The 24,524-nt window shown below is 72.0% G+C and carries 24 protein-coding genes and 1 tRNA gene; 7 read left to right on the top strand and 18 right to left on the bottom strand.

Annotated features, from left to right (window positions below; translation table 11 throughout):
• From rnc to FHX68_RS01450, 5 genes are all read right to left on the bottom strand, one after another.
• Positions 1-711, bottom strand: coding sequence for a ribonuclease III (rnc, locus tag FHX68_RS01470; RefSeq protein ID WP_373288675.1), 711 nt, complete (start codon positions 709-711; stop codon positions 1-3).
• An 11-nt stretch (positions 712-722) separates the two neighbouring features.
• Positions 723-932 carry a 50S ribosomal protein L32 gene (gene rpmF, locus FHX68_RS01465; RefSeq protein WP_141380516.1) on the bottom strand — a complete coding sequence of 70 codons (210 nt, stop codon included), beginning with the start codon at positions 930-932 and terminating at the stop codon, positions 723-725.
• 2 nt (positions 933-934) lie between these two features.
• Entirely contained in the window at positions 935-1,438 is a 504-nt protein-coding gene (locus FHX68_RS01460) for a YceD family protein (protein ID WP_174799125.1), read from the bottom strand.
• Positions 1,439-1,544: 106 nt separating this feature from the next.
• The gene (gene coaD, locus FHX68_RS01455) at positions 1,545-2,042 is read right to left on the bottom strand and encodes a pantetheine-phosphate adenylyltransferase (protein WP_141380517.1); all 498 of its coding nucleotides are present in this window, start codon (positions 2,040-2,042) and stop codon (positions 1,545-1,547) included.
• Positions 2,043-2,123: 81 nt separating this feature from the next.
• Positions 2,124-4,292, bottom strand: coding sequence for an ATP-dependent DNA helicase RecG (locus tag FHX68_RS01450; RefSeq protein WP_141380518.1), 2,169 nt, complete (start codon positions 4,290-4,292; stop codon positions 2,124-2,126).
• Positions 4,293-4,433: 141 nt separating this feature from the next.
• Here FHX68_RS01450 and FHX68_RS01445 point away from each other — a divergent pair, with 141 nt between their 5' ends.
• Positions 4,434-5,009, top strand: coding sequence for a 1-acyl-sn-glycerol-3-phosphate acyltransferase (locus FHX68_RS01445; protein WP_141380519.1), 576 nt, complete (start codon positions 4,434-4,436; stop codon positions 5,007-5,009).
• Positions 5,010-5,029: 20 nt separating this feature from the next.
• Positions 5,030-5,587: a 16S rRNA (guanine(966)-N(2))-methyltransferase RsmD gene (rsmD, locus tag FHX68_RS01440; protein WP_174799127.1), complete on the top strand. Its 558-nt coding sequence runs from the start codon at positions 5,030-5,032 to the stop codon at positions 5,585-5,587.
• Positions 5,588-5,593: 6 nt separating this feature from the next.
• Here the strand turns inward: rsmD and thiL are convergent, their stop codons facing one another.
• Positions 5,594-6,595: a thiamine-phosphate kinase gene (thiL, locus tag FHX68_RS01435; RefSeq protein ID WP_141380521.1), complete on the bottom strand. Its 1,002-nt coding sequence runs from the start codon at positions 6,593-6,595 to the stop codon at positions 5,594-5,596.
• A 22-nt stretch (positions 6,596-6,617) separates the two neighbouring features.
• On the opposite strand from thiL, the gene FHX68_RS01430 reads away from it, so the two are divergent.
• Positions 6,618-7,094, top strand: coding sequence for a DUF3515 family protein (locus tag FHX68_RS01430; RefSeq protein ID WP_141380522.1), 477 nt, complete (start codon positions 6,618-6,620; stop codon positions 7,092-7,094).
• A 40-nt stretch (positions 7,095-7,134) separates the two neighbouring features.
• Here FHX68_RS01430 and FHX68_RS01425 read toward each other — a convergent pair whose 3' ends face one another.
• The 7 genes from FHX68_RS01425 to FHX68_RS01395 form a co-directional block, all read right to left on the bottom strand.
• Positions 7,135-8,217, bottom strand: coding sequence for a D-alanine--D-alanine ligase family protein (locus FHX68_RS01425; protein WP_141380523.1), 1,083 nt, complete (start codon positions 8,215-8,217; stop codon positions 7,135-7,137).
• Entirely contained in the window at positions 8,123-9,268 is a 1,146-nt protein-coding gene (locus tag FHX68_RS01420; RefSeq protein WP_141380524.1) for an NAD(P)H-dependent glycerol-3-phosphate dehydrogenase, read from the bottom strand. Before FHX68_RS01420 ends, FHX68_RS01425 begins: the two co-directional genes overlap by 95 nt.
• Complete coding sequence (locus tag FHX68_RS01415; RefSeq protein ID WP_425325854.1) at positions 9,252-10,025, bottom strand: lysophospholipid acyltransferase family protein; 774 nt, start codon at positions 10,023-10,025, stop codon at positions 9,252-9,254. The genes FHX68_RS01420 and FHX68_RS01415 overlap by 17 nt, the downstream gene beginning before the upstream one ends.
• A gap of 5 nt (positions 10,026-10,030) precedes the next feature.
• Positions 10,031-11,407: a UDP-N-acetylglucosamine 1-carboxyvinyltransferase gene (gene murA / locus FHX68_RS01410; RefSeq protein ID WP_141380526.1), complete on the bottom strand. Its 1,377-nt coding sequence runs from the start codon at positions 11,405-11,407 to the stop codon at positions 10,031-10,033.
• Between the two features lie 68 nt (positions 11,408-11,475).
• The gene (gene leuD, locus FHX68_RS01405; RefSeq protein WP_141380527.1) at positions 11,476-12,072 is read right to left on the bottom strand and encodes a 3-isopropylmalate dehydratase small subunit; all 597 of its coding nucleotides are present in this window, start codon (positions 12,070-12,072) and stop codon (positions 11,476-11,478) included.
• A gap of 2 nt (positions 12,073-12,074) precedes the next feature.
• The gene (leuC, locus tag FHX68_RS01400) at positions 12,075-13,541 is read right to left on the bottom strand and encodes a 3-isopropylmalate dehydratase large subunit (protein ID WP_141380528.1); all 1,467 of its coding nucleotides are present in this window, start codon (positions 13,539-13,541) and stop codon (positions 12,075-12,077) included.
• A 189-nt stretch (positions 13,542-13,730) separates the two neighbouring features.
• Positions 13,731-14,801, bottom strand: coding sequence for a TerC family protein (locus FHX68_RS01395; protein WP_141380529.1), 1,071 nt, complete (start codon positions 14,799-14,801; stop codon positions 13,731-13,733).
• A gap of 250 nt (positions 14,802-15,051) precedes the next feature.
• Here FHX68_RS01395 and FHX68_RS01390 point away from each other — a divergent pair, with 250 nt between their 5' ends.
• A complete protein-coding gene (locus tag FHX68_RS01390) occupies positions 15,052-15,636 on the top strand; it encodes an RNA polymerase sigma factor (protein ID WP_141380530.1) in 585 nt (194 codons plus the stop codon).
• A 151-nt stretch (positions 15,637-15,787) separates the two neighbouring features.
• A complete protein-coding gene (locus FHX68_RS01385) occupies positions 15,788-16,789 on the top strand; it encodes a DUF4349 domain-containing protein (RefSeq protein WP_229661419.1) in 1,002 nt (333 codons plus the stop codon).
• A gap of 279 nt (positions 16,790-17,068) precedes the next feature.
• On the opposite strand, the gene FHX68_RS01380 is transcribed toward FHX68_RS01385, so the two are convergent.
• A tRNA-Glu gene (locus FHX68_RS01380) sits at positions 17,069-17,144 on the bottom strand.
• A 137-nt stretch (positions 17,145-17,281) separates the two neighbouring features.
• Between FHX68_RS01380 and FHX68_RS01375 the strand changes: the two genes are divergently transcribed.
• Positions 17,282-17,914: an MBL fold metallo-hydrolase gene (locus tag FHX68_RS01375; RefSeq protein ID WP_141380531.1), complete on the top strand. Its 633-nt coding sequence runs from the start codon at positions 17,282-17,284 to the stop codon at positions 17,912-17,914.
• Positions 17,915-17,989: 75 nt separating this feature from the next.
• On the opposite strand, the gene FHX68_RS01370 is transcribed toward FHX68_RS01375, so the two are convergent.
• Genes FHX68_RS01370 through FHX68_RS01355 form a run of 4 tightly spaced genes read right to left on the bottom strand, consistent with a single transcriptional unit; the run spans position 17,990 to position 22,150 of the window.
• Complete coding sequence (locus tag FHX68_RS01370) at positions 17,990-18,262, bottom strand: HPr family phosphocarrier protein (RefSeq protein ID WP_141380532.1); 273 nt, start codon at positions 18,260-18,262, stop codon at positions 17,990-17,992.
• A gap of 35 nt (positions 18,263-18,297) precedes the next feature.
• Positions 18,298-20,382 (bottom strand): PTS fructose transporter subunit IIABC, encoded by a 2,085-nt coding sequence (locus FHX68_RS01365; RefSeq protein WP_141380533.1) that lies wholly within the window; start codon positions 20,380-20,382, stop codon positions 18,298-18,300.
• A gap of 38 nt (positions 20,383-20,420) precedes the next feature.
• Positions 20,421-21,371 (bottom strand): 1-phosphofructokinase family hexose kinase, encoded by a 951-nt coding sequence (locus FHX68_RS01360; protein ID WP_141380534.1) that lies wholly within the window; start codon positions 21,369-21,371, stop codon positions 20,421-20,423.
• A complete protein-coding gene (locus tag FHX68_RS01355) occupies positions 21,368-22,150 on the bottom strand; it encodes a DeoR/GlpR family DNA-binding transcription regulator (RefSeq protein ID WP_141380535.1) in 783 nt (260 codons plus the stop codon). The genes FHX68_RS01360 and FHX68_RS01355 overlap by 4 nt, the downstream gene beginning before the upstream one ends.
• 347 nt (positions 22,151-22,497) lie before the next feature.
• On the opposite strand from FHX68_RS01355, the gene FHX68_RS01350 reads away from it, so the two are divergent.
• Complete coding sequence (locus FHX68_RS01350; protein WP_170219036.1) at positions 22,498-24,519, top strand: YhgE/Pip domain-containing protein; 2,022 nt, start codon at positions 22,498-22,500, stop codon at positions 24,517-24,519.
• The last annotated feature ends 5 nt before the right edge of the window (positions 24,520-24,524 follow it).

Raw genomic sequence — 24,524 nt, 5'->3', positions numbered from 1 at the left:
TCAGGCGCGCTCGGAGAGCGCGTGCCAAAGCGTGAGCGCCGCGGCCATCTCGGCCTGCTTCTTGCTCGACCCGACGCCCTGGCGCGCGACGTCGCCGACCGCCACGGTCGCGGTGAACTGACGATGGTGGTCGGGGCCCTCGGCCTCGACCGTGTAGACCGGCACCGGCTGGCCGAGGCGCGCGGCGAGCTCCTGCAGGCTCGTCTTCGGGTCCATCGCGGCGCCGTAGCGCTCGGGGTCGTCGAGGAGCGGCGCCACGAGGCGCAGCACGAGCGCAGTCGCCGCCTCGGTACCGGCGGAGAGGTAGGCGGCACCGATCACGGCCTCGGTCGTGTCGGCGAGGATCGAGTCCTTGTCGCGTCCGCCGGTCTGGTCTTCGCCGCGACCGAGTCGGATGTGCTCGCCGAGCCCGATCGTGCGGGCGACCTCGGCGAGCGCGACCGTGGAGACGACGCTCGCGCGGCGCTTGGCGAGCGAGCCCTCGTCGAGGTCGGGGTGCGTCGTGAACAGGTGCACCGTGACCGCCTGGCCGAGGACCGAGTCGCCGAGGAACTCGAGGCGCTCGTTGTGCGGCGCGCCGCCGTTCTCGTACGCGAACGAGCGGTGCGTCAGGGCGAGCGACAGAAGCTCGGGGTCGATGTCGACCCCGAGCTTGTCGGTGAGGCGCAGCGTCTCAGGGAGAGCGCCGCGTGCGATCTTCGCGTCCGTCACGGCCGCGTCGATCAGATGTCGGCGACCTTGCGGCCCTTGTACTCGAGGAACAGCTCGGTGCCCTGCGAGTCGGTGACGACCTTCGCCTGGTGCGGCCGGCTGTAGACGACCTTGCCGTTCTCGACGGTCTTGACGAGGGCGACCGGCTCGGCCTTCCACTGCGCGCGGCGCGAGCGGGTGTTCGAGCGGGAGACCTTCCGCTTCGGGGGGTTACCTGCCATGACTAGCTCTTCTCTGTGTGTGAGGCGGCGGGGCGCGCGGCCTCGTCGTCTGGGTCTGGGGTGTCGGCCTTCAGCGCGGCCAGCGCATTCCAACGCTCATCGATCGGGGCTTCCGGCTCGGCGCCTGGAACCAGCTTCTCGCCCGTGGCCGGATCAAGGCCGGGGCAGTCCGGCTGGCACACCGGCTGGAACGGAAGCGACAGGACGATCGAATCCCTGACCAGAGTTTCAAGATCCACGTGGTCGTCTTGAACTTCGAAGTCAGCCGCTTCATCTCCAGAATACCCGAAGAGCTCCTGAATCTCGACTTCGACCGGCTCGGCGACGTCGGTGAGGCACCGTCCGCACACGCCGGTGTAGCGTGTGGCGACGTCGGCGGTGACCAGGATGCCTTCGTGCACCGCTTCGAGTCGGACGCTCGCCTCGACCGACTCGCCCTCGGCGACCGACACGAGACCCTCGCCCCACTTCTCCGGAGCGGGCGTGTCGATCTCGAGCTCGCGCATCTCCCCCGAGCGGTGCAGGATGTCTCGCACCGGGAAGGAGAACGGACCGTTCACATGCTTTCTTGCCACCCGGCAATGGTAGCCGCCGCCGGCTGGGCGCGGGCCGTCAGCGCCCGCGCGACCCGGTGTCGAGGAAGCGCGCGACGGCCCCCGGCACGAACGGCGACACGTCGCCGCCGAGCGCCGCGACCTGCCGCACGAGCGAGCTCGACACGAGCGCGTGCGCCGGGTCGGGCAGGAGGAACACGGTCTCGATCGCGGCGAGGTGGCGGTTGACGATCGCCATCGGCGTCTCGTAGGCGACGTCGACCTGCGAACGGATGCCTTTGACGAGCACCCCGGCATCCACGTCCTCGGCATAGTCGACGAGCAGGCCCATGCTCCACGAGGCGACGATGACGTTGCCGTCGATCTGCTCCTCGGCGATGGACTGCTCGAGCAGGCTCAGGCGCTGCGCGATCGGCAGCATCGCCTCTTTGCCGGGGTTGTGCACGACGAGCACGTGCAGCTCGTCGTAGAGCGCCGCCGCGCGGCGGATGACGTCGAGGTGCCCCAGCGTCGGCGGGTCGAACGAACCCGGGACGACCGCGATGCGGTTGTTCATGGCATCCAGCCTATCGGTCGGCCCACGCTGCCCCGCGCCCGCGTCGCCCCGGTATGCCCGGGCTCGGCAGCCGCCGGCGGGTCAGTTCTTCGCGAGCGCGGCGCGCTCCTGCTGCCCGAGGCGCCGGGTGAGCGCATCGGCGAGGCCCGGGTGGTCGAGGAGCGCGGGATCGGACTCGATCAGCCGCTCGGCGCCGTCGCGCGCAACGGCGATGAGATCGGCGTCGGCGACGACGCGGAGGAGGCGGAGGGATGACCTGGCCCCCGACTGCGCCTCGCCGAGCACGTCGCCCTCGCCGCGCAGCTCGACGTCGACCTCGGCGAGGGCGAAGCCGTCGGTGGTCGCGGCGACCGCGTCGACGCGCGAGCGTGCGGGGGTGCCGGCCGGCGCCTCGGTGACGAGCAGGCAGAGCCCGGGCACCGCGCCGCGGCCGACGCGACCGCGGAGCTGGTGCAGCTGCGAGACGCCGAACCGGTCGGCCTCGAGGATCACCATCGTCGACGCGTTGGGCACGTCGACACCGACCTCGACGACGGTCGTCGCGACGAGCACGTCGATCTCGCCGCGGGCGAACGCCTGCATGACGGCATCCTTCTGCTCCCCCGGCATCTTGCCGTGCAGGGTCTCGACGCGAAGTCCCGCGTAGGCGGGCATGGCGGCGAGCAGCTCGCGCACCTGCACGACGCCCCAGCGCGTGCGCGGCTGCTCCCCCTCGAGCACGGGCGCCTCGTCCGGGGCATCCTTGTCGCCGCCCTTCGCGGTCGCCTCGGCGTCGATCGCGGCGCACACGACGAAGGCCTGACGCCCCGCGGCGACCTCTTCGGTGATGCGCTCCCACACCCGGCCGAACCAGCCGGGCTTCTCGGCAAGGGGCGCGACGAAGGTCGAGATGCCGGCACGTCCGGACGGCAGGGTGCGGATCGTCGACACGTCGAGGTCGCCGAACACGGTCATCGCGACGGTGCGCGGGATCGGCGTCGCGGTGAGGACGAGCACGTGCGGGGCGGTGCCCTTCGCCCGGAGCGTCTCGCGCTGCTCGACGCCGAACCGGTGCTGCTCGTCGATGACGACGAGCCCGAGGTCGGCGAAGGTCGTCGACGCGCTCAGCAGCGCATGCGTGCCGACGACGATGCGGGCCTGCCCCGACGCCGCGCGGAGGGCCGCCTTCCGGCGCTCCGCAGCCGGCAGCTGCCCGGTGAGGAGGGTCGGCATGAGCTCGGGGGCGAGCTCGGGTCCGAGCATCCGCGCGATGGAGCGCACGTGCTGGGCCGCGAGCACCTCGGTGGGCGCGATGAGCGCCGACTGCCCGCCCGACTGCGCGACCTGCAGCATCGCGCGAAGGGCGACGAGGGTCTTGCCCGAGCCGACCTCGCCCTGCACGAGCCGGTTCATCGGCCAGTCGCCCTCGAGATCGTGCGCGATCACGTCGCCGACCGCGCGCTGGTCGTCGGTGCGCTCGAACGGCAGCCGGGCGTCGAAGCGCGCCAGCAGGTCGCCGGCGGGCCGCGCGGTCGCCGACATCGCGCGGACGAACTGCCGCTGCTGGAGCAGAGCCGTCTGCAGGACGAACGCCTCCTGCATGCGCAGCGTCTCGCGCGCGGGCTCGACGTCTTCGAGGTCGTAGGGCGTGTGGATGCCGCGGAGCGCGGAATCCGCGTCCATGAGCGCGTGGGCCCTTCGGAAGCCCTCGGGCAGCGGGTCGGCGATCGGCGCGAGCCGGTCGAGGACGTCCTTCACCGCCTTCTGGATCTGCCAGCTCGCCACGGTGCTCGAGGCGGGGTAGATCGGGATCGGCGTGTGCTGGCGCTCCTGGGCGGTGAGCCGCGCGGCATCCGTGTCATCGAACAGCTGGTAGTCGGGATGGGCGAGCTGCTGATGCCCCTTGAACTGTCCGACCTTGCCGGAGAAGATCCCCTGCATCCCGACCTGCAGCTGCTCGGCCCGGTACTTCTGGTTGAAGAACGTCAGCGTCAGCGCGCCGGCGCCGTCGCTGATGACGACCTCGACGATGTTGCCGCGACGCTGCTTCATCTGGCGCACCGACACCGAGCGCACCTCCGCCACGATCGTCACCTGCTCGCCGAGCGGCAGCGACGCGATCGGAGTCAGCTCGCCCCGCCGCGCGTAGCGACGGGGGTAGTGCGACAGCAGATCGCCGACCGTCTCGATCGCGAACGCCCGGTGGAAAAGGCCCGCCGTCTTCGCCCCGAGCGCGTCGACGAGACTCGTGTCGAGCGTGAGCGAGGGCATGCTCCGAGTCTAGAGAGCGGCCCCGACAGCCGACGGCACCCGCACCCTCGCCCGTCGACGCCGCCCCGCCCGCTCCGTCGGTCGCGACGCTCGCCCGCGCTCGTGCGCGCCGCGGCATATGCTCCCCCGTACAGTGGCCGCATGCTGCCTCGCATCCTCGCCCGCCTGTACTGGACGTTCAGTCGCTGGACGCTCCGCTCCGAGCCCGCACCGACGCGGCCGTCGGTGCTGATCGGCGCCCCGCACACCTCCAACTGGGACTTCGTGCTCATGCTCGCGATCGCCTGGCGCCTCGGCATCCCCGTCCGCTGGCTCGGCAAGGCGAGCCTGTTCGCGGGCTGGCGCGGACCGATCATGCGCGCCCTCGGCGGCATCCCGGTGCAGCGCGACGACGCCGCCCGGGTCGTCGACGAGGTCGTCGAGCGGGTGCACGCGGGCGAGGTGTTCGGCCTCGTCGTCACGCCCGACGGCACCCGGGGCGGCAACGAGTACTGGAAGAGCGGCTTCTACCGCATCGCGCGCGCGACCGGCATGCCCGTCACACTCGGCTACGTTGACCGCACGACGATGACGACCGGGCTCGGCCCCACGATCGACCTCACCGGCGACGTCGCCGGCGACATGGACCGCATCCGCGCCTTCTACGCCGACAAGGCGGGCCTGCGCCCCGAGCGCCGCACCGAGCCGCGGCTGCAGAACGAGCTCGTCGCGTCGTGACCTCTCGGTAGGGTGTGCTGGTGACGCGCATCATCGCCGGCGCCGCCGGCTCTCTCGCCCTCGCGGTGCCCGACGCGGGCACCCGCCCGACGAGCGACCGTGTGCGCGAGTCGCTGTTCGGCGCACTCGAGGCATCCGATCTCATCGACGGAGCGCGCGCCCTCGACCTCTACGCGGGTTCGGGTGCCCTGGGGCTCGAAGCGGTGAGCCGCGGCGCGGTCTCCGCCGACCTCGTCGAGAAGGCGCCCCGCGCGGCATCCGTCGCCGAACGCAACGCCCGCACCGTCGGCCGCGCCGTGCCGGAGGCGACGATCCGCGTGCACCGCGCGGCGGTGGATGCCTATCTGACGTCGGCGTCGGCGCGCTTCGACCTCGTGTTCGTCGACCCGCCGTACGACCTCGACGACGCCGGCCTCACGGAGACGCTGACGCTCCTCGCGGAGCGTCTGAGCCCCGACGCCGTCGTCGTGATCGAACGCGCGACGCGCTCCGGCGCGCCGACGCTGCCGGCGACGCTCGCGCACGATCGTGCGAAGAAGTACGGCGACACGACGCTGTGGTGGGTGCGCCCCGTCTGAGCGGGATCAGCCGCGTACGGCGTCCCAGTCGCGGTGCGGGTCCCAGCCGCCGCGGCCGGTCACCGGCGCGCCGCCGACCGTGACGAACCCGTCGCGGTCGGGCGCGTCGGCCGCGCGCGCGAGCACGCGCCCGATCGGGCGGAACCCCGCGGGCAGCGCGATGCCGGGCGGGAAGCACGCGAGCAGCGCGTGATCCTCGCCGCCGCGGAGGGCATGCTCGTCGAGCGCCGGATCGAGGTCGATCCGCACCTCGGATGCCTCGGCCATGCGGCGCGCGTCGAGCAGCAGACCGTCCGAGACATCCATCATCGCCGTCGCTCCCCCGCCGGCCGCCGCGGGGCCCTGGGCGATCGGCGGCGCGGGTCGCAGCTGTGCGCGCAGGTCGTTGCGCTCGGCGGCGGTGAGCGCCGCCTCGTCGACCGGGATCGGGGTGCCGTCGGCGCTCCGAAACCGGTCGAACAGCAGCGCGAGTCCGCGTGCCGCGGCGCCGAGCGTGCCCGCGACGGCGACGGTGTCGCCCGCCCGCGCGCCCGAGCGCAGCACCGGGTCGGCGCCGTCGAGCACGCCCAGCACGGTGATCGCGATCGTGAGGGTGTCGGAGGCCGTGAGGTCGCCGCCCTCGACGGCGCAGCCGGGGGCGAGCGCGTCGCACGCGGCCCGCAGCCCCCGCGCGAGGTCGTCGACGAACGCGGCCTGCGTCTCGTCGGGGAGCGCGAGCGCCACGACGAGCGCCGTCGGCCGCGCGCCCATCGCCGCGATGTCAGCGAGATTCACCGCCGCCGCCTTCCAGCCCAGGTCGAGCCCGTTCGACCACGCCAGTCGGAAGTCGGGCCCGTGCACGAGCGTGTCGGTCGAGACGACCACCCGCCCGTCGGGCGCGGCGAGCACGGCGGCGTCGTCACCGGGCCCGACGAGGGCGCGGGAGCTCCCCGAGAGCGCGGCGAAGATGCGCGCGAGCAGGGCCCGCTCGCCGAGGTCGCCGACGGTCTGGGCGCGCGGATCGGTCATGCCTCCACGGTAGCCTGGAGGGGTGTTCCGCCCGCGCCTGTCCGCCGTCCTTCTGGTGGCCGCGGCCGCGGTGACCCTCACCGGCTGCTCCGGCACCGTCTCGATGACCCCGGCCAAGGGGGCGAACGACCCGGCCTGCGCCGCGGTCACCGTGCGCCTGCCCGACGCGGTCGACGGGCAGCAGCGCCGCTGGACGGATGCCCAGGCCACCGGTGCCTGGCAGAGCGACGACGGCCGCACGACGGTGCTGCTCACCTGCGGCCTCGAGCCGCCGGCGCCCTCGACGCTCCCCTGCCAGACGGCGGGCGGCGTCGACTGGCTGATCGACGACGCCGAGGCGCCCAACTACCGCTTCACGACGTACGGCCGCACGCCGGCCGTCGAGGTGTACCTCGACTACGACGAGGTCAGCGCCCGCACGGTGCTCGACACGCTCGGCACCGCGGTGCAGCAGCTGCCCGTGACGGCCGCGGCCTGCACCGAGCGCCCGGAGGGCTGAACCGCCCCCGCCACGCCCGCTGCCGCGGGTCGGGGCGACCTCAGCGCTCGCGGGCGAGGTCGACGAGCTCGCTGATCAGGTCGGGGTAGGTCATTCCCGACGCGATCCAGCAGGTCGGGAACATCGAGATCGGCGTGAAGCCGGGCATCGTGTTCACCTCGTTCACGAAGAACTCGGTGCCTGTGTAGAAGAAGTCCACGCGCGAGAGTCCCTCGCCGCCGACGGCCTCGAACGCGCGCGCGGCGATCCGCTGCATCTCGGCGAGCTCGCCCGGGTGCAGGTCCGCCGGGCAGACGAGGTCGATGCCGGGAGCGTCGAGATACTTCGCGTCGAAGTCGTAGAACTCGCGGCCAGAGATGACGATCTCACCGGCCACGCTCACCCGCGGCGGGGCGCCGTCGCGCCCCTGCAGCACGCCGCACTCGATCTCGCGGCCGGTCACCGCCTGCTCGACGAGCACGGTGCGGTCTTCGGCGAACGCGGTCTCGAGCGCCGCAGCCAGCTCCGACCACTCCGAGACCTTCGACACCCCGACGCTCGACCCGGCCCGAGCGGGCTTGACGAACACCGGCAGCCCGAGCGAGCGGACGCGCCGCTCCCACAGCTCGCGGTCCCGGTCGAGCTCCGCGCGCGTGAGGGTCGCCCAGGGCACGACCGGCACGCCCGCGGCCTTCAGCACCTGCTTGGTGGTGTGCTTGTCCATGCCGATGGCCGACATCAGCAGCCCCGCCCCGACGTAGGGCAGATCGAGCAGCTCCAGGAAGCCCTGGACCGTCCCGTCCTCGCCGAACCGGCCGTGCAGGATCGGGAAGACGACGTCGACGTCGCCGAGCGAGCGGATGCCCGTGGCATCCGCCACCTTCACCTCGCGGGAGAGCACCGAATCGGGCCAGATGATGCGGGTGCCGTTGTCGACGACCTCGGGCAGATGCTCGGGACGCAGCGCGAACTTGTCGGGGTCGTCGTCTTCGAGCACGAACGCGCCGTCGCGGGTGATCCCGATCGGCAGGACGTCGAAACGGCTCCGGTCAATCGCCCGCAGCACGCCCCCGGCCGTTGCGGAGCTGATCGAATGCTCGCTGGAGCGACCGCCGAAGAGCACCGCCACCACCGTTCTGTCCATGCTGGGTCCTCTCCCCGGTGGGCTTGTCGTCGTCGGTCGTCAGGTGCGGGGCGATGTCGCGCGGGTTCATGGTGCCGTCGAGCACCATCTTCACCTGCTCGACGATCGGCATCTGCACGCCGGCCTCGCGGGCAAGCTCCAGCACGGGGGCCACGGATGCCAGGCCTTCGGCCGTCTGGTTCATCTGCTTCACGACGTCTTGGAAGCTGTAGCCCTGGCCGAGCAGGCGCCCCGCGGTGTTGTTGCGCGACAGCGGCGACTGGCAGGTCGCGATGAGGTCGCCGAGCCCGGCGAGCCCCTGCAGGGTCTCGGGCTGCGCGCCGTAGGCGACGGCGAAGTCGGTCATCTCGACGAGGCCGCGGGTGATGATCGACGCCTTCGTGTTCTCGCCGTAGCCGACCCCGTCGACGATGCCGATGGCGACGGCGATGAGGTTCTTCAGCACCCCGCCGAACTCGGTGCCGATGACGTCGGTGTTCACGAACGTGCGGAAGTAGGTGTTGCGCGCGCGGCGGGCGACCGCCTCGGCCGTCTCGCGACTCGTCGAGGAGATGACGGCGGCGGTCGGCTGCTCGCGCGCGATCTCGAGGGCGAGGTTGGGGCCGGATGCCACGGCGATCCGCGCCGGGTCGCAGTGCAGCTCCTGCTCGATGACCTGGCTCATCCGCAGGCCCGTGCGCTTCTCGACGCCCTTCATGAGCGAGACGATCGGCGCCTCCGTGCGCGCCACGAGCGGGCGGACGGCCTTGAGGTTCTGTCGGAGGGCCTGGCTCGAGATGGCGAGGTACACCTGGGAGGCGCCGTCGAGCGCCTCGGAGAGGTGTGCGGTCGCCGACATCGTGCGCGGCAGGTTGACGCCGGGGAGGTATTCGCTGTTGCGATGACCCTCCTGGATCTCCTGGGCGACCTCGGCGCGGCGCGCCCACATCACGACGTGTGCACCGCCGTCGGCGAGCACCTTGCCGAAGGTCGTGCCCCAGCTTCCCGAACCGATCACCGCGATGCGGGGCAGCCCTGCCTCGCCGCGACGGCCGTCACTTCTCGGAGTCAAGACGCCCCGTCTCGTTCTGGCCGTGCACGGCCGGGTTCCAACGCTCGGCGGGTGCCGGCTCGCCGCGGAGCGCACTCAGCAGCCCCGCGATGTCGGCCATCACGACGTCGGTGGCCGCGACCAGGTTCGCGTTTCCGACGCCGCGCGAGCGGTAGGCATCCAGGTCGACCGCCGGGCCGACGCTCACCTGCACGCGCTTGCGCGGGGGCCACAGGCTGAGCTTTCCGTACCGTGGCAGGATCTTCTGCACGCCCCACGTCGCCATCGGGATGACAGGGATGTTCCCCTCGATCGCGAGGCGCACGGCGCCGGTCTTGCCGCGCATGGGCCAGAGGTCGGGCTCGCGGGTGAGCGACCCCTCGGGGTAGACGATCACGCCGCGGCCGTGCTCGGCGAGCTCTTCGGCCTGGGCGATCGTCTGCTTCGCCGCCGAGGCCGACGACGAGCGGGCGACCGGGATCATGCCCGTCGCACGCAGCAGCGAGCCGAGCACCGGCACGCGGAAGAGGCTCTCCTTCGCCATGAACCGCGGTGCGCGGCCCATCCGCCACGTCGCGACGGCGATGATCACCGGGTCGAACTCGCTGTAGTGGTTCGGGGCGAGGACGTACGGCCCCTCCAGGGGGAGGTTCTCGGCGCCCGTGATCTCGATCTTCGCGATCAGTCCGGTGAGGGGGACGACGATCGCCGCGGCGGGCCAGAACACGCTCGGGCGCGTCTTCTCGGCCGAGGCGCGTCGACGCGGATGCTGCGACACTCCGCTCACTCCAGCACGTCGAAGTCGGCGCCGAGGGCCGTCAGCTTGTCGAGGAACTTCTCGTAGCCGCGGCGGATGATCTCGACGTTGCGGACGGTCGACTCCCCCTCGGCCGCGAGCGCGGCGATGACGTAGCTGTACCCGCCGCGGAGGTCGGGCACGACGACGTCCGCACCGTGGAGCGGCGTCGGACCGTTGACGACGGCGGCCTGCTCGAGGGCGCGACGGGCGACGCGGCGGTCGGGGCTCGCGATGCCCTCCGGGTGCACGACGATGTCGGCGCCCATCTTGTTGAGGGCCTGCGTGAACCCGAGCCGGTTCTCGTACACCGTCTCGTGCACCGTCGAGGTGCCGTGGGCCTGGGTCAGGGCGACGATCAGCGGCTGCTGCCAGTCGGTCATGAACCCCGGGTGCACGTCGGTCTCGACGACGACGGGCTTGACGTCGCCACCGCGGCGGAAGCGGATGCCATCCTCCTCGATGTCGAAATCGCCGCCGGCCTTGCGGAACACGTTCAGGAACGTGAGCATCTCGGGCTGCTTCGCTCCCCCGACGAAGATGTCGCCGTCGGTGGCAAGGGCGGCGCACGCCCACGAGGCGGCCTCGTTGCGGTCGAAGATGCACCGGTGGTCGTAGCCGCGCAGCGAGTCGACGCCCTCGATGAAGATCACCCGGTTGGGCTCGTAGGAGATGATCGCGCCCATCTTCTGCAGCACCGCGATCAGGTCCATGATCTCCGGCTCGATGGCCGCGCCCCGCAGCTCGGTGGTGCCGCGCGCCCGCACGGCGGTCAGCAGCACCTGTTCGGTCGCCCCGACGCTCGGGTAGGGCAGCTCGATGTCGGCGCCGTGGAGGCCTTCCTTCGGCGCGGAGAGTCGGATGCCGCTGGGCAGCTTCTCGACGGTCGCCCCGAACGCGCGCAGCGCGTCGAGGTGGAAGTCGATCGGGCGGTCGCCGATGCGGCAGCCGCCGAGATCGGGGATGAACGCCTGGCCGAGCAGGTGCAGGAGCGGACCGCAGAAGAGGATCGGGATGCGGGACGCACCGGCGTGGGCGTCGATCTCCTCCATGTGCGCCGAGACCGCCCCGCTCGGGTCGAGCCGGAGCACTCCCTCGCCGTCGTCCTCGATCGTGACGCCGTGCACCTCGAGCAGCGAGCGCACGACCTTCACGTCGCTGATGTCGGGCACGTCGCGCAGCACGCTCTCGGTCTCACCGAGGAGGGCTGCCACCATCGCCTTGGTGGCGAGGTTCTTCGCGCCCTTCACCTCGACGCGGCCGACGAGAGGCCGTCCTCCCCGGATCGCGAGCACCTGGCCCGTGCGGTCTGTTCCGTCGCCGCCGGGCTGTGACGCGGCGGAGGCGCTGAGGAGGGTGTTCATTCGATCGGACCTCACTTGTGATTCGAGGGCGGGCCTGCTCTCCCCGGGTGCGGGGCGCCGGGCTCGGGCTAGCGGACGGGGAGCGTCCGCGGCCGCCACGCCTCTCGGCGCGCCTCGAACTGCGCGATCTTCTCTTCGTTGCGCAGGGTGAGCCCGATGTCATCGAGCCCCTCGAGGAGCCGCCACCTAGTGTAATCGTCGAGATCGAAGGAGACTCGGAGCTCTCCCAGCTGTGCGGTCCTGGTCTCGAGATCCACCGTCATCTGCGCGCCGGGCTGGGCCGCGAGCGCCGCCCAGATCGCCTCGCCGTCGGACTCCGAGATCACCCCGGTGACCAGGCCTTGCTTGCCCGCGTTGCCGCGGAAGATGTCGGCGAACTTGGGGCTCAGCACGACCTGGAAGCCGTAGTCGCGCAGGGCCCACACGGCGTGTTCCCGGCTCGACCCGGTGCCGAAGTCGGGACCGGCGACGAGGATGGATGCCCCGGCGTACGCGGGCTGGTTGAGCACGAACTCGGGGTCCTGCCGCCAGTTGGCGAACAGCGCGTCGTCGAAGCCCGTCTTGGTGACGCGCTTGAGGTAGACGGCGGGGATGATCTGGTCGGTGTCGACCGCGGAGCGGGTGAGCGGGGCGGCGACACCGGTGTGCGTCGTGAACTTCTCCATGATCAGGCCTCGACCTTCTCCGCCGCGGCGGTCTCCGCGGTCTCGGCGACGAGATCGGAGGGGCTGGCGAGCCGGCCCAGCACGGCGGTCGCGGCCGCCACGAGCGGCGAGACGAGGTGCGTGCGACCGCCCTTGCCCTGCCGTCCCTCGAAGTTGCGGTTGCTCGTCGACGCGCAGCGCTCGCCCGGGGCGAGCTGGTCGGGGTTCATGCCGAGACACATCGAGCAGCCGGCGAAGCGCCACTCGGCGCCGAAGTCGGTGAACACCTTGTCGAGCCCCTCGGCCTCGGCCTCCAGCCGCACCCGCGCGGAGCCCGGCACGACCATGACGCGCACGTGCTCGGCCTTCTGGCGGCCCTCGATGACCGACGCGAAGGCGCGGAGGTCTTCGATGCGGCTGTTCGTGCAGGAGCCCATGAACACGGCATCCACCGTCACGTCCTTCAGGGGCGTGCCCGCGGACAGATCCATGTACTCGAGCGCCCGCTCGGCGGCGGCGCGCTCGTTGGGGTCGTCGAAGGATGCCGGGTCGGGCACGACGTCCGACAGCGACAAGCCCTGACCGGGGTTGGTGCCCCAGGTGACGAAGGGTTCGAGCTCGGCGGCGTCGAGGTAGACCTCGGCGTCGTAGACGGCGCCCTCGTCCGACGGCAGGGTCCGCCAGTACGCGACCGCGTCGTCCCAGTCCTGCCCGGTCGGCGCGTGCGGACGGCCCTTCACATAGGCGAAGGTCGTCTCGTCGGGCGCGATCATCCCGGCCCGGGCGCCCGCTTCGATCGACATGTTGCACATCGTCATCCGGCCCTCCATCGAGAGGGAGCGGATGGCGCTGCCGCGGAACTCGAGCACGTAGCCCTGCCCGCCGTTCGCGCCGATCTTCGCGATGATCGCGAGGATGATGTCCTTCGCGGTGACGCCGGGGCGCAGCTCCCCCTCGACCGTGATGGCCATGGTCTTGAACGGCTTCAGCGGCAGCGTCTGCGTCGCCATGACGTGCTCGACCTCGCTGGTGCCGATGCCGAAGGCCATCGCGCCGAACGCGCCGTGGGTCGAGGTGTGCGAGTCGCCGCAGACGACCGTGATCCCCGGCATGGTGAGGCCGAGCTGCGGGCCGACGACGTGGACGATCCCCTGCTCGGCGTCGCCGAGGGAGTGCAGACGCACGCCGAACTCCTCGGCGTTGCGCCGCAGCGTCTCGATCTGGGTGCGGCTGGTCAGGTCGGCGATCGGCTTGTCGATCTCGAGCGTCGGGGTGTTGTGGTCCTCGGTCGCGATCGTCAGGTCGAGGCGGCGAAGACCGCGCCCCTCGGCGCGCAGACCGTCGAAGGCCTGCGGGCTCGTCACCTCGTGCACGAGGTGCAGGTCGATGTAGATGAGGTCGGGCTCGCCGTTCTCACCCTTGACGACGAGATGGTCGTCCCAGACCTTCTCGGCGAGGGTCCGCGGGCGATCGGGAATCGGTGTGCTCATGTCTGTCTCGTTCTCCAGGAGTGAGGTTGTGCCCGCGCCGAACTCCGCGACGAGTGAGGGCTCAGAACGAGATCTCGTCGCGGCCGCTAAGGAGAAGGCGAGCGATCCGCACGGCGTCAGGATACCACCGTGCCGGCCGTGCCCCGGCCGGACGCCCCTCCTGCCGCCCCGGCCGGACGCCCCGGAGACTCAGGGACCGTCGACGGTCGGGGGCGTCCCCTTGTGCTCGGCGACCTCTTCGGCCGCCTCGACCGGCGACGCGGCGGCGGCACCGGCCGGGGCCGCGCGGCGCTCGCGGGACGAGGCGATGAGGCTCGCGACGGTCGCGACGACCATCGACGTGATGATGACGCCGAGAGACATCCAGGTGGAGATGTCGGGCACCCAGGTGATGTGCTGACCGCCGTTGATGAAGGGCAGCTCGTTCTCGTGCATCGCGTGGAAGATCAGCTTCACGCCGATGAACGCGAGGATGAACGCGATCCCGTAGTGCAGGTACTTGAGGCGGTCGAGGAGGCCCCCGAGCAGGAAGTAGAGCTGACGCAGACCCATGAGGGCGAAGATGTTGGCGGTGAAGACGATGAACGGGTTCGTCGTGATGCCGAAGATCGCCGGGATCGAGTCGAGCGCGAACAGCAGATCGGTCATGCCGATCGCGACGAACACGATGATCATCGGCGTGAACATGCGCCGTCCGGCGACCGTCGTGCGGGTCTTCGCCCCGTCGTAGTGGTCGCTGATGTCCACCCGGCGGCGGAGCATCCGGACGATGAAGCGCTCCTTCTTGATCTCGTCCTCGTGGTCGGCGCCCGGGAACGCCTGACGCCAGGCGGTCCAGCAGAGGAACGCGCCGAAGACGTAGAAGATCGGCAGGAAGTTCTCGATGATGGTGGCGCCCAGCAGGATGAAGATGCCGCGGAGCACGAGCGCGATGATGATGCCCACCATCAGCACTTCCTGCTGGTAGCGACGGGGCACCGCGAACTGGTTCATGATCAGCACGAACACGAACAGGTTGTCGATCGACAGGCTGTACTCGGTGAGCCAACCGGCGATGAACTGGCCCGCGTACTCGCCGCCGGCGAAGTACCACATGAGCCCGGCGAAGATGAGCGCGAGCGTCACGTAGAAGACGACCCACAGGGTCGACTCCTTGGTCGACGGGATGTGCGGCCGCTTGAGGATCAGCAGCAGGTCGCCGATGAGGATGAGGACGAGGACGATCAACGAGCCGACTTCGAACCAGACGGGAAGCTCCATGCGGACCTTTCGGAGGGGTGACGAAACGCCGAAAGTCTCTCCCCCGTGCCGGACCGGCGCGGCGCGTGCCCGGAGCCCCGACGACGGAGCCCGTACTGACGGACACGCGAGGCGGGATACTCCCTCTCGCTCACCCAAGGATACAGGTGCACAGAGGCATCCGAGACCGGATCCCGGCCGCGATCGATATCGATTCGAGACGCCTTCGGCCCTCCGGACACTGACAGGGTGGGAGCAGAACGAGGAGACCATGACCCACACCACGGCCTGGCCCCCGACGGGGCACTCCGCAGGGTCCGACGCCGCGCTGGTCGCGGCGGCGGGCGCGGGCGACGACGCGGCGTTCCGCGCGCTGTATCGCGCGCACGTGCGCCCGGTGTACTGGCTCGCGCACTCGCTCGTGGGCACGCAGGTGGATGCCGAGGACGTGACGCAGGAGACCTTCCTCGCTGCGTGGCGGAAGCAGCCCGGTCTGGAGCTGGCCGGGCAGTCGCTTCTGCCGTGGCTCGTGACGATCTGCCGGTTCCAGTGCGCGAACCGCATCCGCCGGCAGCAGCGTGACCGCGAGCACACCGCGGCGGGCCTCGATGAGACGCTGCCGGCGACGGTCGACGTCAAGAAGCAGGTCGTCGATGCGGTTCTCGTCGAGCGGGTCATCGCCGAGGTGGGCACGCTGAGCGCGCTGGATCAGCAGATCTTCCGCCTGTGCGCCGCCGAGGGGTACGCCTATCAGGCCGCCGCCGAGCAGCTCGGCGTCTCGCACGGAGCCGTCCGCAACCGCCTCTCCCGCATCCGCACCCAGCTGCGCAGCACTATCGAACCGGAGGGGACATGAACGCCGACGACATCACACTGCCCGAGCTCACCGACCAGAGAGTCGACGAGATCGAGGCGGCGCTGTTCGCACGGATCGGCGCGGCACGCGGCGACGACCTCGCCGCGGCGCGCCGGGCCGCGCGCGGGCCGTGCGCGGCGGCCGCATCTGGATGGGTGCGACGGCCGCTGCCGCCTTCGTGGCGCTCGCCGCCGCCATCGCGCCGCAGCTCGGGATGGGCGCGGGCGGCTCGATCTCGACCGCGCAGCAGCCGGTCACGGTGGAGGGCGGCTCGGCCGCCGAGCCGTTCTCGCTGCCCGGCGGTGCCGCCGATTCCCGAGAGTCGGCCGGCGACTCGGCGCTCGGCGGGGTGGCGGCATTCGGTTCGGATGCGGCGGTGGCCGGCGGCACGGACGCGGCGGCGCGCGAGATCGTCGCGACGGCGAGCGCGACGGTGCGGGTCGACGACGCGCGCGCCGCGGCCGACGCCCTCACTGCGGCGACGACCTCCGCCGGCGGATACGTCGAGTCGTTGAGCCTCGGCAGCGATGCGAGCGGCACCGGCGGCGGCGCGGTTCCGGACGGCGTGATGACCGATCCGCGTCCGGGCGGGGCCTGGATCACGGTGCGGGTGCCCGCCGACAAGCTCCCCGCCGCTCTGGCGGGGCTCTCGGAGATCGGCGAGGTGACGGGCTCGCAGGTGGATCGTCGCGACGTGACGACCGAAGCCGTCGACCTGCGCGCACGGGTCGCCTCTCTCGAGGCATCCGTCGCCCGTCTCACCGATCTCATGGCGCAGGCGACCTCGACGGCCGACCTGATCGCCGCCGAGTCGGCGCTCGCCGACCGTCAGTCGGAGCTCGAGTCGCTGCGCCAGCAGCTCACGTGGCTCGATTCGCAGGTCGGCATGTCGACCCTGACGGTGACGCTCACCGAGCCGGCACCGGCCGCGACCGCCGACCCGGCGGGCTTCGGCGACGGGCTCGCCGCCGGGTGGAACGGACTGGTCGCCGCCCTCGGCGGCCTGATCGTCGGGGTGGGGTTCCTGCTCCCCTGGGTGGCCGTGATCGCCGTCGTCGTGGTCGCCGGCTGGGCGATCCGCCGCGGCGTGCGCCGCCGCCGCGCCGCCCGCGCGGCCGCCTCCCCCGCCGACGTCTCCACCGACGAGCTCTGACCCGCTCCCGCTCGCGCCCGCCGCCTGCCGCCGGCTCTCACCGCGTCGCCAGCCCCATCCCCGGCTCCCGGACGCGCCCGTGCCGCACCCTCGCGGTTCACAACGTCGGAGATTTCGTCGTCCGCGGCCTCCCCGACGCCCAGAACGGTCGTCGGGCACCGGATCTCCGACGTTGTGAACGGCACCCGCGGGCGTTGGGAGCGGGGGCGGTCCCGCTCACCGCTCCCGCGGCGAGAAACGCGAAACGCCCGATCCGATTCGGACCGGGCGTTTGCCGTGTGGTGACCCCAGCGGGATTCGAACCCGCGTTACCGCCGTGAGAGGGCGGCGTACTAGGCCGCTATACGATGGGGCCGCACGTGCGCTGCTCGATGACTTCCGCCGATCAGGCAACCGTTCGATTATGCCATGCCGGCGACGGCCTCGCCAAATCGAGCGGGCGCGCGTCACGGCGGGCTTGCCGGTCGGGGCGGCGAGGCGTTGACTGAGGCCATGCGCATCACGAAGCATGAACACGCCTGCCTGCGACTCGAGCTCGAAGACCGTCTGCTGATCATCGATCCGGGCGGATACACGTTGCCGCTCGAAGACCTGCACGGGCTGACCGCCGTCGTGCTCACCCACGAGCATCCCGACCATTGGACCCCCGAGCACCTGGCGCACCTGCGCCGCCACTCCCCCGATGTCCCGGTCTACGCGCCCGCGGGCGTCGCCGCCGCCGGAGCCGACGTCATCGTCGTCGAGCCGGGCGACACGGTCACCGCCGGCCCCTTCACGATGAGCTTCCACGGTGGCCGGCACGCCGTCATCCACGAGTCGATCCCCGTCGTCGACAACGTGGGCGTGCTCGTCAACGACTCGTTCTACTACCCCGGCGACTCGTACACGCTCCCGAAGCACGCCGACATCCAGCTGCTCGCGGCGCCCGTCGGCGCGCCGTGGCTGAAGATCGGCGACGCGATGGACTTCGTGCTCGCCGCGAAGCCCCACCGCTCCTTCGCCACGCACGACATGACCCTGTCGCGCATCGGCCTCGACATGCACCGCGCGCGGCTGAAGTGGGCGACCGAGCAGCACGGCGGCGAGTTCGTGGCCCTCGACCCGGGCGACTCCGTCGAGATGTAGCCGCGCGCCTCGCGCGAACGACGGATGCCACGCACTCCCGTGACGGGAATGCGTGGCATCCGTGGATATGTCGACTCAGCCTTCGGCGTCGTGGTCGGTCTCGAGGAAGGTGACGAGGCTATCGAGCGCCTCATCGGCGCCGTCGCCCTCCGCCTTCAGCGTCACGACGGTGCCCTGCGTGGCGCCGAGCCCCATCAGGGTGAGGATGCTGCCCGCGTTGAGGTCGGGGCCGCCTTCGACCGCGATGGTGACCGGCACGCCGGTCTGCTGAACCGCCTGCACGAACAGTTTCGCGGGGCGGGCGTGCAGCCCCGAGCTGCTGGCGACGGTGGCCTGACGTTCTGCCATGGAATCCTCCTGAGTCGAGAGTGTCGTGTTCGAGACTATGCGGTGGCGACCGCCGAGGGAACACCTTCTGCGCCGGACGAAACCGGCTCCACGGGCCGCCGGTGTGCGAAGCGCTTCAGGCCGACGACGGCGAACGCGGCGACGACGGTGCCGGCGGCGATGGCGACCAGCCACAGCCAGAAGTTGTCGATCGCGAAGAACACGAACACGCCGCCGTGGGGCGCCTTGCTGGTGACGGCGAACGCCATCGACAGGGCACCGGTGACCGCGCCGCCGACCATCATCGCCGGGATGACGCGGAAGACGTCGGCGGCCGCGAACGGGATCGCCCCTTCGGTGATGAACGCGGCACCGAGCAGCCAGGCGGCCTTGCCGTTCTCGCGCTCCGGCTCGGTGAAGAGCTTGCGGTCGATGACGGTGGATGCCAGGGCCATCGCGAGCGGCGGAACCATGCCCGCGCCCATGACGGCGGCCATGATCTGCAGGTAGCGCTCGTCGCCGGCGATGCCCGCGGCGAGGTTGCCGGTGGCGAAGGCGTAGGCGACCTTGTTGACGGGACCGCCGAGGTCGAAGCACATCATGAGGCCGAGGATGATGCCGAGGATGATGACCCCGGCGCCGGTGAGGCCGGACAGCCAGTCGTTGAGCGCCTGAGTGAGCCACGCGATCGGTCCGCCGAGCACCATCAGCAGCAGTCCGGAGGCGAAGATCGAGCCGAGGAGCGGGATGATCACGACGGGCATCAGGCCGCGCAGCCACCGCGGCACGTCGAGGCTGTTCAGCCACCAGGCGGCGAGACCGGCGAGCAGACCGCCGACGATGCCGCCGAGGAAGCCGGCGCCCATGAAGGATGCCACGGCGCCCGCGACGAAGCCGGGCGCGATGCCGGGGCGGTCGGCGAGGCCGTACGCGATGTATCCGGCGAGCGCGGGCACGAGGAAGCCGAACGAGAGGAAGCCGATCTTGAACAGCACGGCGCCCAGGTAGACGATCAGCGAGGTGTCGCCGAGGTTCCAGAGCGTCGCGGACCCGAGGACGTCGTCGGCGTTGAACGCGATCTTGTAGCCGCCCAGGAGGAACCCGAGCGCGATGAGCAGACCGCCACCGGCGACGAACGGGATCATGTAGCTGACGCCGGTGAGCAGCGACCGCTTGACGGCGCTGCCTACTCCTCCGCCGCTGCCGCCTTCGGCGCGGGCCGCGGCCGCGGTGTCGGCGTTGCCGCGGACACGCGGCGCGAGCGGGTTGCCGACCGAGGCGACGGCCTCGTCGATGAGCTCGGCGGGCTGCTCGATGCCCTTCTTGACAGGCACGCGCACGACCGGCTTGCCGGCGAACCGCTGCTGATCGCGCACGTCGACGTCGACCGCGAAGATGACGGCGTCGGCGTCGTCGATGACCGACTGCGGCAGCGCCTTGTAGCCCGACGAGCCCTGCGGCTCGACGACGAGGTCGATTCCCGCCTTCTGGCCGGCGGCGGTGAGCGCATCGGCGGCCATGAAGGTGTGCGCGATGCCCGTGGGGCACGCGGTGACGGCGACGATGCGGGCGGGGCGACCGTCGACGACGAGGTTCGTCGCCACGGCCGGAGCCCCGTCGGCCGGAGCCCCGTCGGCCGCCGCAGCGCCGGGCGCGGCGGCGCCGGGCGCGGCGGCCGCCGCGGTCGGCTCGTCGCTGACGGCGGCCTGCACGAGGGCGACCACGTCGTCCGGTGAGGTCGCGGCGCGCAGTCCGGCGGTGAATTCGTCGCGCATGAAGGCACGGGCCAGGCGCGAGAGCACGGCGAGGTGCTCCTCGGCCGCCGTGTCGGGCGCGGCGATCAGGAAGACGAGATCCGCCGGGCCGTCCGGCGCGCCGAAGTCGACGCCCGGCGCGAGGCGGGCGAAGGCGAGCGTCGCCTCGCGGACGGCCGGGCTCTTGGCGTGCGGGATGGCGATGCCGCCCGGCAGGCCGGTCTCGTCGGTCTGCTCGCGCTTCCAGACATCCGCCGCGAGCGCCGCACCGTCGCTCGCGCGACCGGTCGCGGCCACGCGGGCGGCGAGCGCGTCGATGACGGCTCGTTTGTCGGTGCCGAGCGGCTCGTCAAGGCTGACGAGCGCCGGCGTGATGATCTCGGACACGGTGACCTCCGGTGGTCTTGTCTCGGTGGGCGGGATGGTCAGAGGCGTCTCACCGGCACATCGCCGGGGAGAAGATCGTCGGGGGTGGGGGCCTGCGTCCCCGGGAGGGCGGCGGCGGCGGAGCCGTAGCGGATGCCACTGCGCAGGCATTCCTCCGGGCCGGCGCCGGCCGACTCGGCGAGCAGGAATCCGGCGAGCGAACTGTCGCCCGCGCCGACGGTGCTGCGCACGCGGGTCGGCGGCGGAGTGCCGTGCCAGGCGCCGTCGGCGGTGACGAGCACCGCGCCGTCGCCGCCGAGGGTGACGAAGGCGGCGCCGACGCGCGCGGGAACGAGACCCGCGGCGACCGCGGCCACCGCTTCGGGGAGCGCGAGACCGCTGTCGAGGCTCACCCCGGCGAGCTCGGCGAGCTCTTCGTCGTTGGGTTTGATGAGGTCGGGAGCGCCACGGCGGACGACCTCGCGGAGCGCGGGGCCCGACGTGTCGACGGCGATGCGCGGGCCGACGCCGGCATCGAACCCGGCGCCGCGCACCGCGTCGATGACGTCGACGTAGAACGTGTCGGGGAGCCCCGGCGGCAGCGAGCCGGCGAGCACCAGCCATCGGGCTCCGGCGGCCGCCGCGACGACGGCGTCGATGAGCGCGTCGCCGTCGGCGGATGTGCGCGTGACGCCCGGCAGGTTGATCTTCGTGGTCACGCCGTCCGCGTCGGCGAGGGTGAGGTTGGCGCGGGTGGCGCCGTGGACCGCGACGGGGGTGAACGGGACATCCGCCGCGCGCAGCACGGCACCGAAGGGGTCTGACGGGTCGAGCGGCAGCACGGCGGTGCTCGCCGCGCCCGAACCGCGGAGCACGCGGGTGACGTTGATGCCCTTCCCCCCGGCATCCTCGCGCACGGCGTCGGCGTTCTGCACCTCGCCCGCGCGCAGCGGCGCGGAGAGGGACACCGTGCGATCGAGCGACGGGTTCGCGGTCAGGGTGACGATCATGCGACCCACACCTCGGCATCCGCCTCGTCGAGCGCGTCGGCGAGCGCACCCTCCGGCGCCACGTCGCTGACGAGCACGTCGACCTGGCCGAGCGCGGCGAACGAGACGAGCAGTTCGGCGTCGTGCTTCGCGGCGTCGGCGACGACGAACGTGCGGCGCGCGGCGCCGATGATGGCCCGTTTGACGGCGGCCTCGTCGGGATCGGGCGTGCTGAGCCCGAACCCGGCCGAGAGGCCGTTCGTGCCGACGAAGGCGATGTCGGGCCGCAGCCGCGAGATCGTGTCGACCGTCTGCGCGCCCACCGCGGCGGCGGTGAGTCCGCGCACGCGCCCGCCGATGGCGGTGAGGCTGAGCCCCGGAGCGCCGGCGAGGAGGTGCGCGACGGTCATCGAGTGGGTGACGACCTCGAGGGCGCGGAGCCCCGCGGGGCGTTGGGCGAGGAGGTGCGCGATCGCCGCCGTCGTCGTGCCGGCGTCGAGGTAGACCGATCCGTCGAAGTCCGCGGGCACCGCATCGAGCGCGCGCCGTGCGATCGCGAGCTTGGCCTCGCTGCTCTGCGCGCTGCGCTCGGCGAGCGAGGGTTCGGCGGTGCTGGCCCGCGTGCGCGGCACCGCTCCCCCGTGCACCCGACGCACGACGCCGGTCGATTCGAGCTGGTCGAGGTCGCGCCGCACGGTCTCGGTGGTCACGCCGAAGCGGCGGGCGAGGTCGACCACCGCCACTCGGCCTTCTGCGGTGACGAGGTGTTCGATCAGATGCTGCCGCTCCGTCGCGTACACGAGTTCCTCCTTGAGACGCTCACACAGTACAACACAAACACGGACATACACAAGCATTCGCAGAAGAGTGCGATGTGGAGGGTTCGATCGATGGATGCCGGGAATCTTGTGGAATCTCTACAAGACACCGGGCGTCACGAGTGGTGAGACTTGGTTCCACCTTGCAGAGGATTCCGTTGCTCCCGCGGAGGCGGGTTCGGGCTGTTAGCGTCATCTCGCTCTCCCGGTGCCGCGGCCACGACACGACCGTGCACGCGACACCGCCGAACCCATCACCACGCCTGCGATGACGCAGGCGCGAGACAACGGAGTCCTCAATGTCGAGTACCCATACCCATCGCTGGGGCATGCGTGTCACCGTCATCGTCCTCAGCCTGCTGCTGGCCGCGATGACCTGCCTGTACCTCCTCACCGCCGCGACGATGTCCGCCGGCGCCGCCCGGCTCGACGACGGCGCCGGAAAGGCGGCGACCGGCTCGGAGTCGCTCGCCGCCGGCGCCACCACCCTCGCCGGCGGCGCCGACGCGCTCGCCGCCGGGGCGAAGAAGCTCGACGCCGGAGCCGCCGACGCCGCGGCGGGTGCGACGTCTCTGTCCGCCGGGGCGACGAGTGCCGCCGCCGGCGCACAGGCGCTCTCGACAGGAGCTGGAACGCTCGCCGAGGGTGCCGCATCGGCGTCCGAGGGCGCGGCGAAGGTGAGCGATGGTGCGGCGTCCGCCGCCGCCGGGGCGACCCGCCTCGTCGCGGGGGTGCAGCGCCTCGACAGCGGTGCCCAGCAGCTCAAGGCAGGCACCTCGCAGGCGGCCCCCGGGGCGGCGCAGCTCGCCGACGGGGCGCAGCGCCTCTCCGCCGGTGCGAACGAGGCCAAGGGGGGAATCGACCGGCTCGAGGCGGGCGCGGCTCGCCTCGACGGCGGCTCCGACAACGCGCGTGCCGGTGCGGGGCAGCTGGCTGAAGGCATCGGGGCGCTGTTCGCCGGCGCCGGCGCCCTGAACGCCGGGCTCGGTCAGATCTCCGGCGGCGCGTCGGCGCTGTCTGCCGGCATCGGCGCCGCAGCGGCAGGCGGCACGAACGTCGCGGCGGGGGCATCTGCGCTGAACGACGGAGCCGCGAGTCTGGCCGCAGGCACGCACACGTTTGCGGCGGGAGCCCGATCCGCCTCGACGGGTGCGACGAATCTCGCCGCGGCCGCCGCGAACCTCACAACCGGGACCGCCCAGGTCGCCGACGGCGTCACGAGCCTTCAGGCAGGGGCCGGACGGCTCGCCGGTGGCGCCGCATCCCTGCAGCAGAGCCTCACCCAGGTCGCCGACAACCTCCAAGCCGCATCGGCCGATCCGGCCACCATCGGCCACCTGCGCGCGCTCGCTCAGGCAGCAAGCGATCTCCAGCTCGGCGCCGACGGCCTCGTCGCAGGTGCGAGCGACCTGGCGACCGGCGCACAGGGGGTGAGCGACGGCTCCGGCGCGCTCAGCCGGGGCGCGGCGCAGCTTCAGGAGGGCGCGGGCCGCGTGGCTGCGGGTGCCGCCGACCTCGAGACCGGAGCCGCCAGCGTGGCCCGCGGCGCCAGCTCGCTGAAGGATGGATCGGCATCCCTCTCGGCGGGCCTTGATACCCTCGTCGCCAAGTCGGGCGAGCTCGCCGCCGGGGCGGGGACCATCGCGACCACGTCGGGTGCCCTGTCGAACGGACTCGCGACGGCCTCGGCCAGGTCGGGCGATCTGGTGAGTGGACTCGCGACCCTTGACACGGGCGCGGGCGACCTCGCCGCCGGACTCTCGACGCTGAAATCGAAGGCGGGCGGCCTCACCGACGGTGCGGCGACGCTCGCCGCGAAGTCGGGCGAACTGTCCGCGGGTGTCCAGCGGCTGGATGCTGGGGCCACCACCCTCGCATCCGGAGCCACCGACCTCTCGGCCGGCGCAGGAACCCTCGCGAACGGGACGCAGTCTCTCGCCACGGGTGCGCTGGGACTCAGCTCGGGCGCGCAGAATCTCGCCGTCGGTGCGGACAACCTCTCCGCGGGAGCGACGTCACTCGCCGACGGTACGCAAACGCTCTCGGCGGGCGCGGGCCGCCTGGCGACCGGCGTGAAGGCTCTCGAGACCGGCGCCGGGGACCTCTCCACAGGCACCGTCAAGGTGTCGGAGGGTTCGGGCAAGGTGGCCGACGGGGCGACGCAGATCGCCGACGGCAACTCGCTGATCGCGGGAGGCACGGGCGAGATGAAGACCAAGACGTCCGGCCTCACGCCGACGGTCATGCCGTGGATCTTCGGCGCGCTGATCGCCGGTCTCATCGCCGGCTCCCTGTGGGCGGCGCACCGCATCTCGCACCGCAACCGGGTCCGCGAGTACACGGCGGCCTGACCCGC

Origin of the sequence: Microbacterium lacticum, assembly GCF_006716815.1 — a bacterium.
GTDB classification, from domain to species: Bacteria; Actinomycetota; Actinomycetes; order Actinomycetales; family Microbacteriaceae; genus Microbacterium; species Microbacterium lacticum.
Note: the sequence above shows the minus strand (reverse complement) of the source record. Positions and strands in the feature narration are given on the sequence as shown.

Excerpts from the sequence above, each read along its gene's own strand:
- FHX68_RS01375 (WP_141380531.1), top strand. The coding sequence starts at position 17,282 with ATGCGCATCACGAAGCATGAACACGCCTGCCTGCGACTCGAGCTCGAA.
- rpmF (WP_141380516.1), bottom strand. The coding sequence starts at position 932 with ATGGCAGGTAACCCCCCGAAGCGGAAGGTCTCCCGCTCGAACACCCGC.
- FHX68_RS01360 (WP_141380534.1), bottom strand. The coding sequence starts at position 21,371 with ATGATCGTCACCCTGACCGCGAACCCGTCGCTCGATCGCACGGTGTCC.
- FHX68_RS01395 (WP_141380529.1), bottom strand. The coding sequence starts at position 14,801 with ATGGAGCTTCCCGTCTGGTTCGAAGTCGGCTCGTTGATCGTCCTCGTC.
- FHX68_RS01385 (WP_229661419.1), top strand. The coding sequence starts at position 15,788 with ATGGGTGCGACGGCCGCTGCCGCCTTCGTGGCGCTCGCCGCCGCCATC.
- FHX68_RS01425 (WP_141380523.1), bottom strand. The coding sequence starts at position 8,217 with ATGGACAGAACGGTGGTGGCGGTGCTCTTCGGCGGTCGCTCCAGCGAG.
- FHX68_RS01370 (WP_141380532.1), bottom strand. The coding sequence starts at position 18,262 with ATGGCAGAACGTCAGGCCACCGTCGCCAGCAGCTCGGGGCTGCACGCC.
- leuD (WP_141380527.1), bottom strand. The coding sequence starts at position 12,072 with ATGGAGAAGTTCACGACGCACACCGGTGTCGCCGCCCCGCTCACCCGC.
- FHX68_RS01450 (WP_141380518.1), bottom strand. The coding sequence starts at position 4,292 with ATGCCCTCGCTCACGCTCGACACGAGTCTCGTCGACGCGCTCGGGGCG.
- murA (WP_141380526.1), bottom strand. The coding sequence starts at position 11,407 with ATGAACACCCTCCTCAGCGCCTCCGCCGCGTCACAGCCCGGCGGCGAC.
- FHX68_RS01445 (WP_141380519.1), top strand. The coding sequence starts at position 4,434 with ATGCTGCCTCGCATCCTCGCCCGCCTGTACTGGACGTTCAGTCGCTGG.
- FHX68_RS01390 (WP_141380530.1), top strand. The coding sequence starts at position 15,052 with ATGACCCACACCACGGCCTGGCCCCCGACGGGGCACTCCGCAGGGTCC.
- coaD (WP_141380517.1), bottom strand. The coding sequence starts at position 2,042 with ATGAACAACCGCATCGCGGTCGTCCCGGGTTCGTTCGACCCGCCGACG.
- leuC (WP_141380528.1), bottom strand. The coding sequence starts at position 13,541 with ATGAGCACACCGATTCCCGATCGCCCGCGGACCCTCGCCGAGAAGGTC.
- thiL (WP_141380521.1), bottom strand. The coding sequence starts at position 6,595 with ATGACCGATCCGCGCGCCCAGACCGTCGGCGACCTCGGCGAGCGGGCC.
- FHX68_RS01460 (WP_174799125.1), bottom strand. The coding sequence starts at position 1,438 with ATGCGCGAGCTCGAGATCGACACGCCCGCTCCGGAGAAGTGGGGCGAG.
- FHX68_RS01350 (WP_170219036.1), top strand. The coding sequence starts at position 22,498 with ATGCGTGTCACCGTCATCGTCCTCAGCCTGCTGCTGGCCGCGATGACC.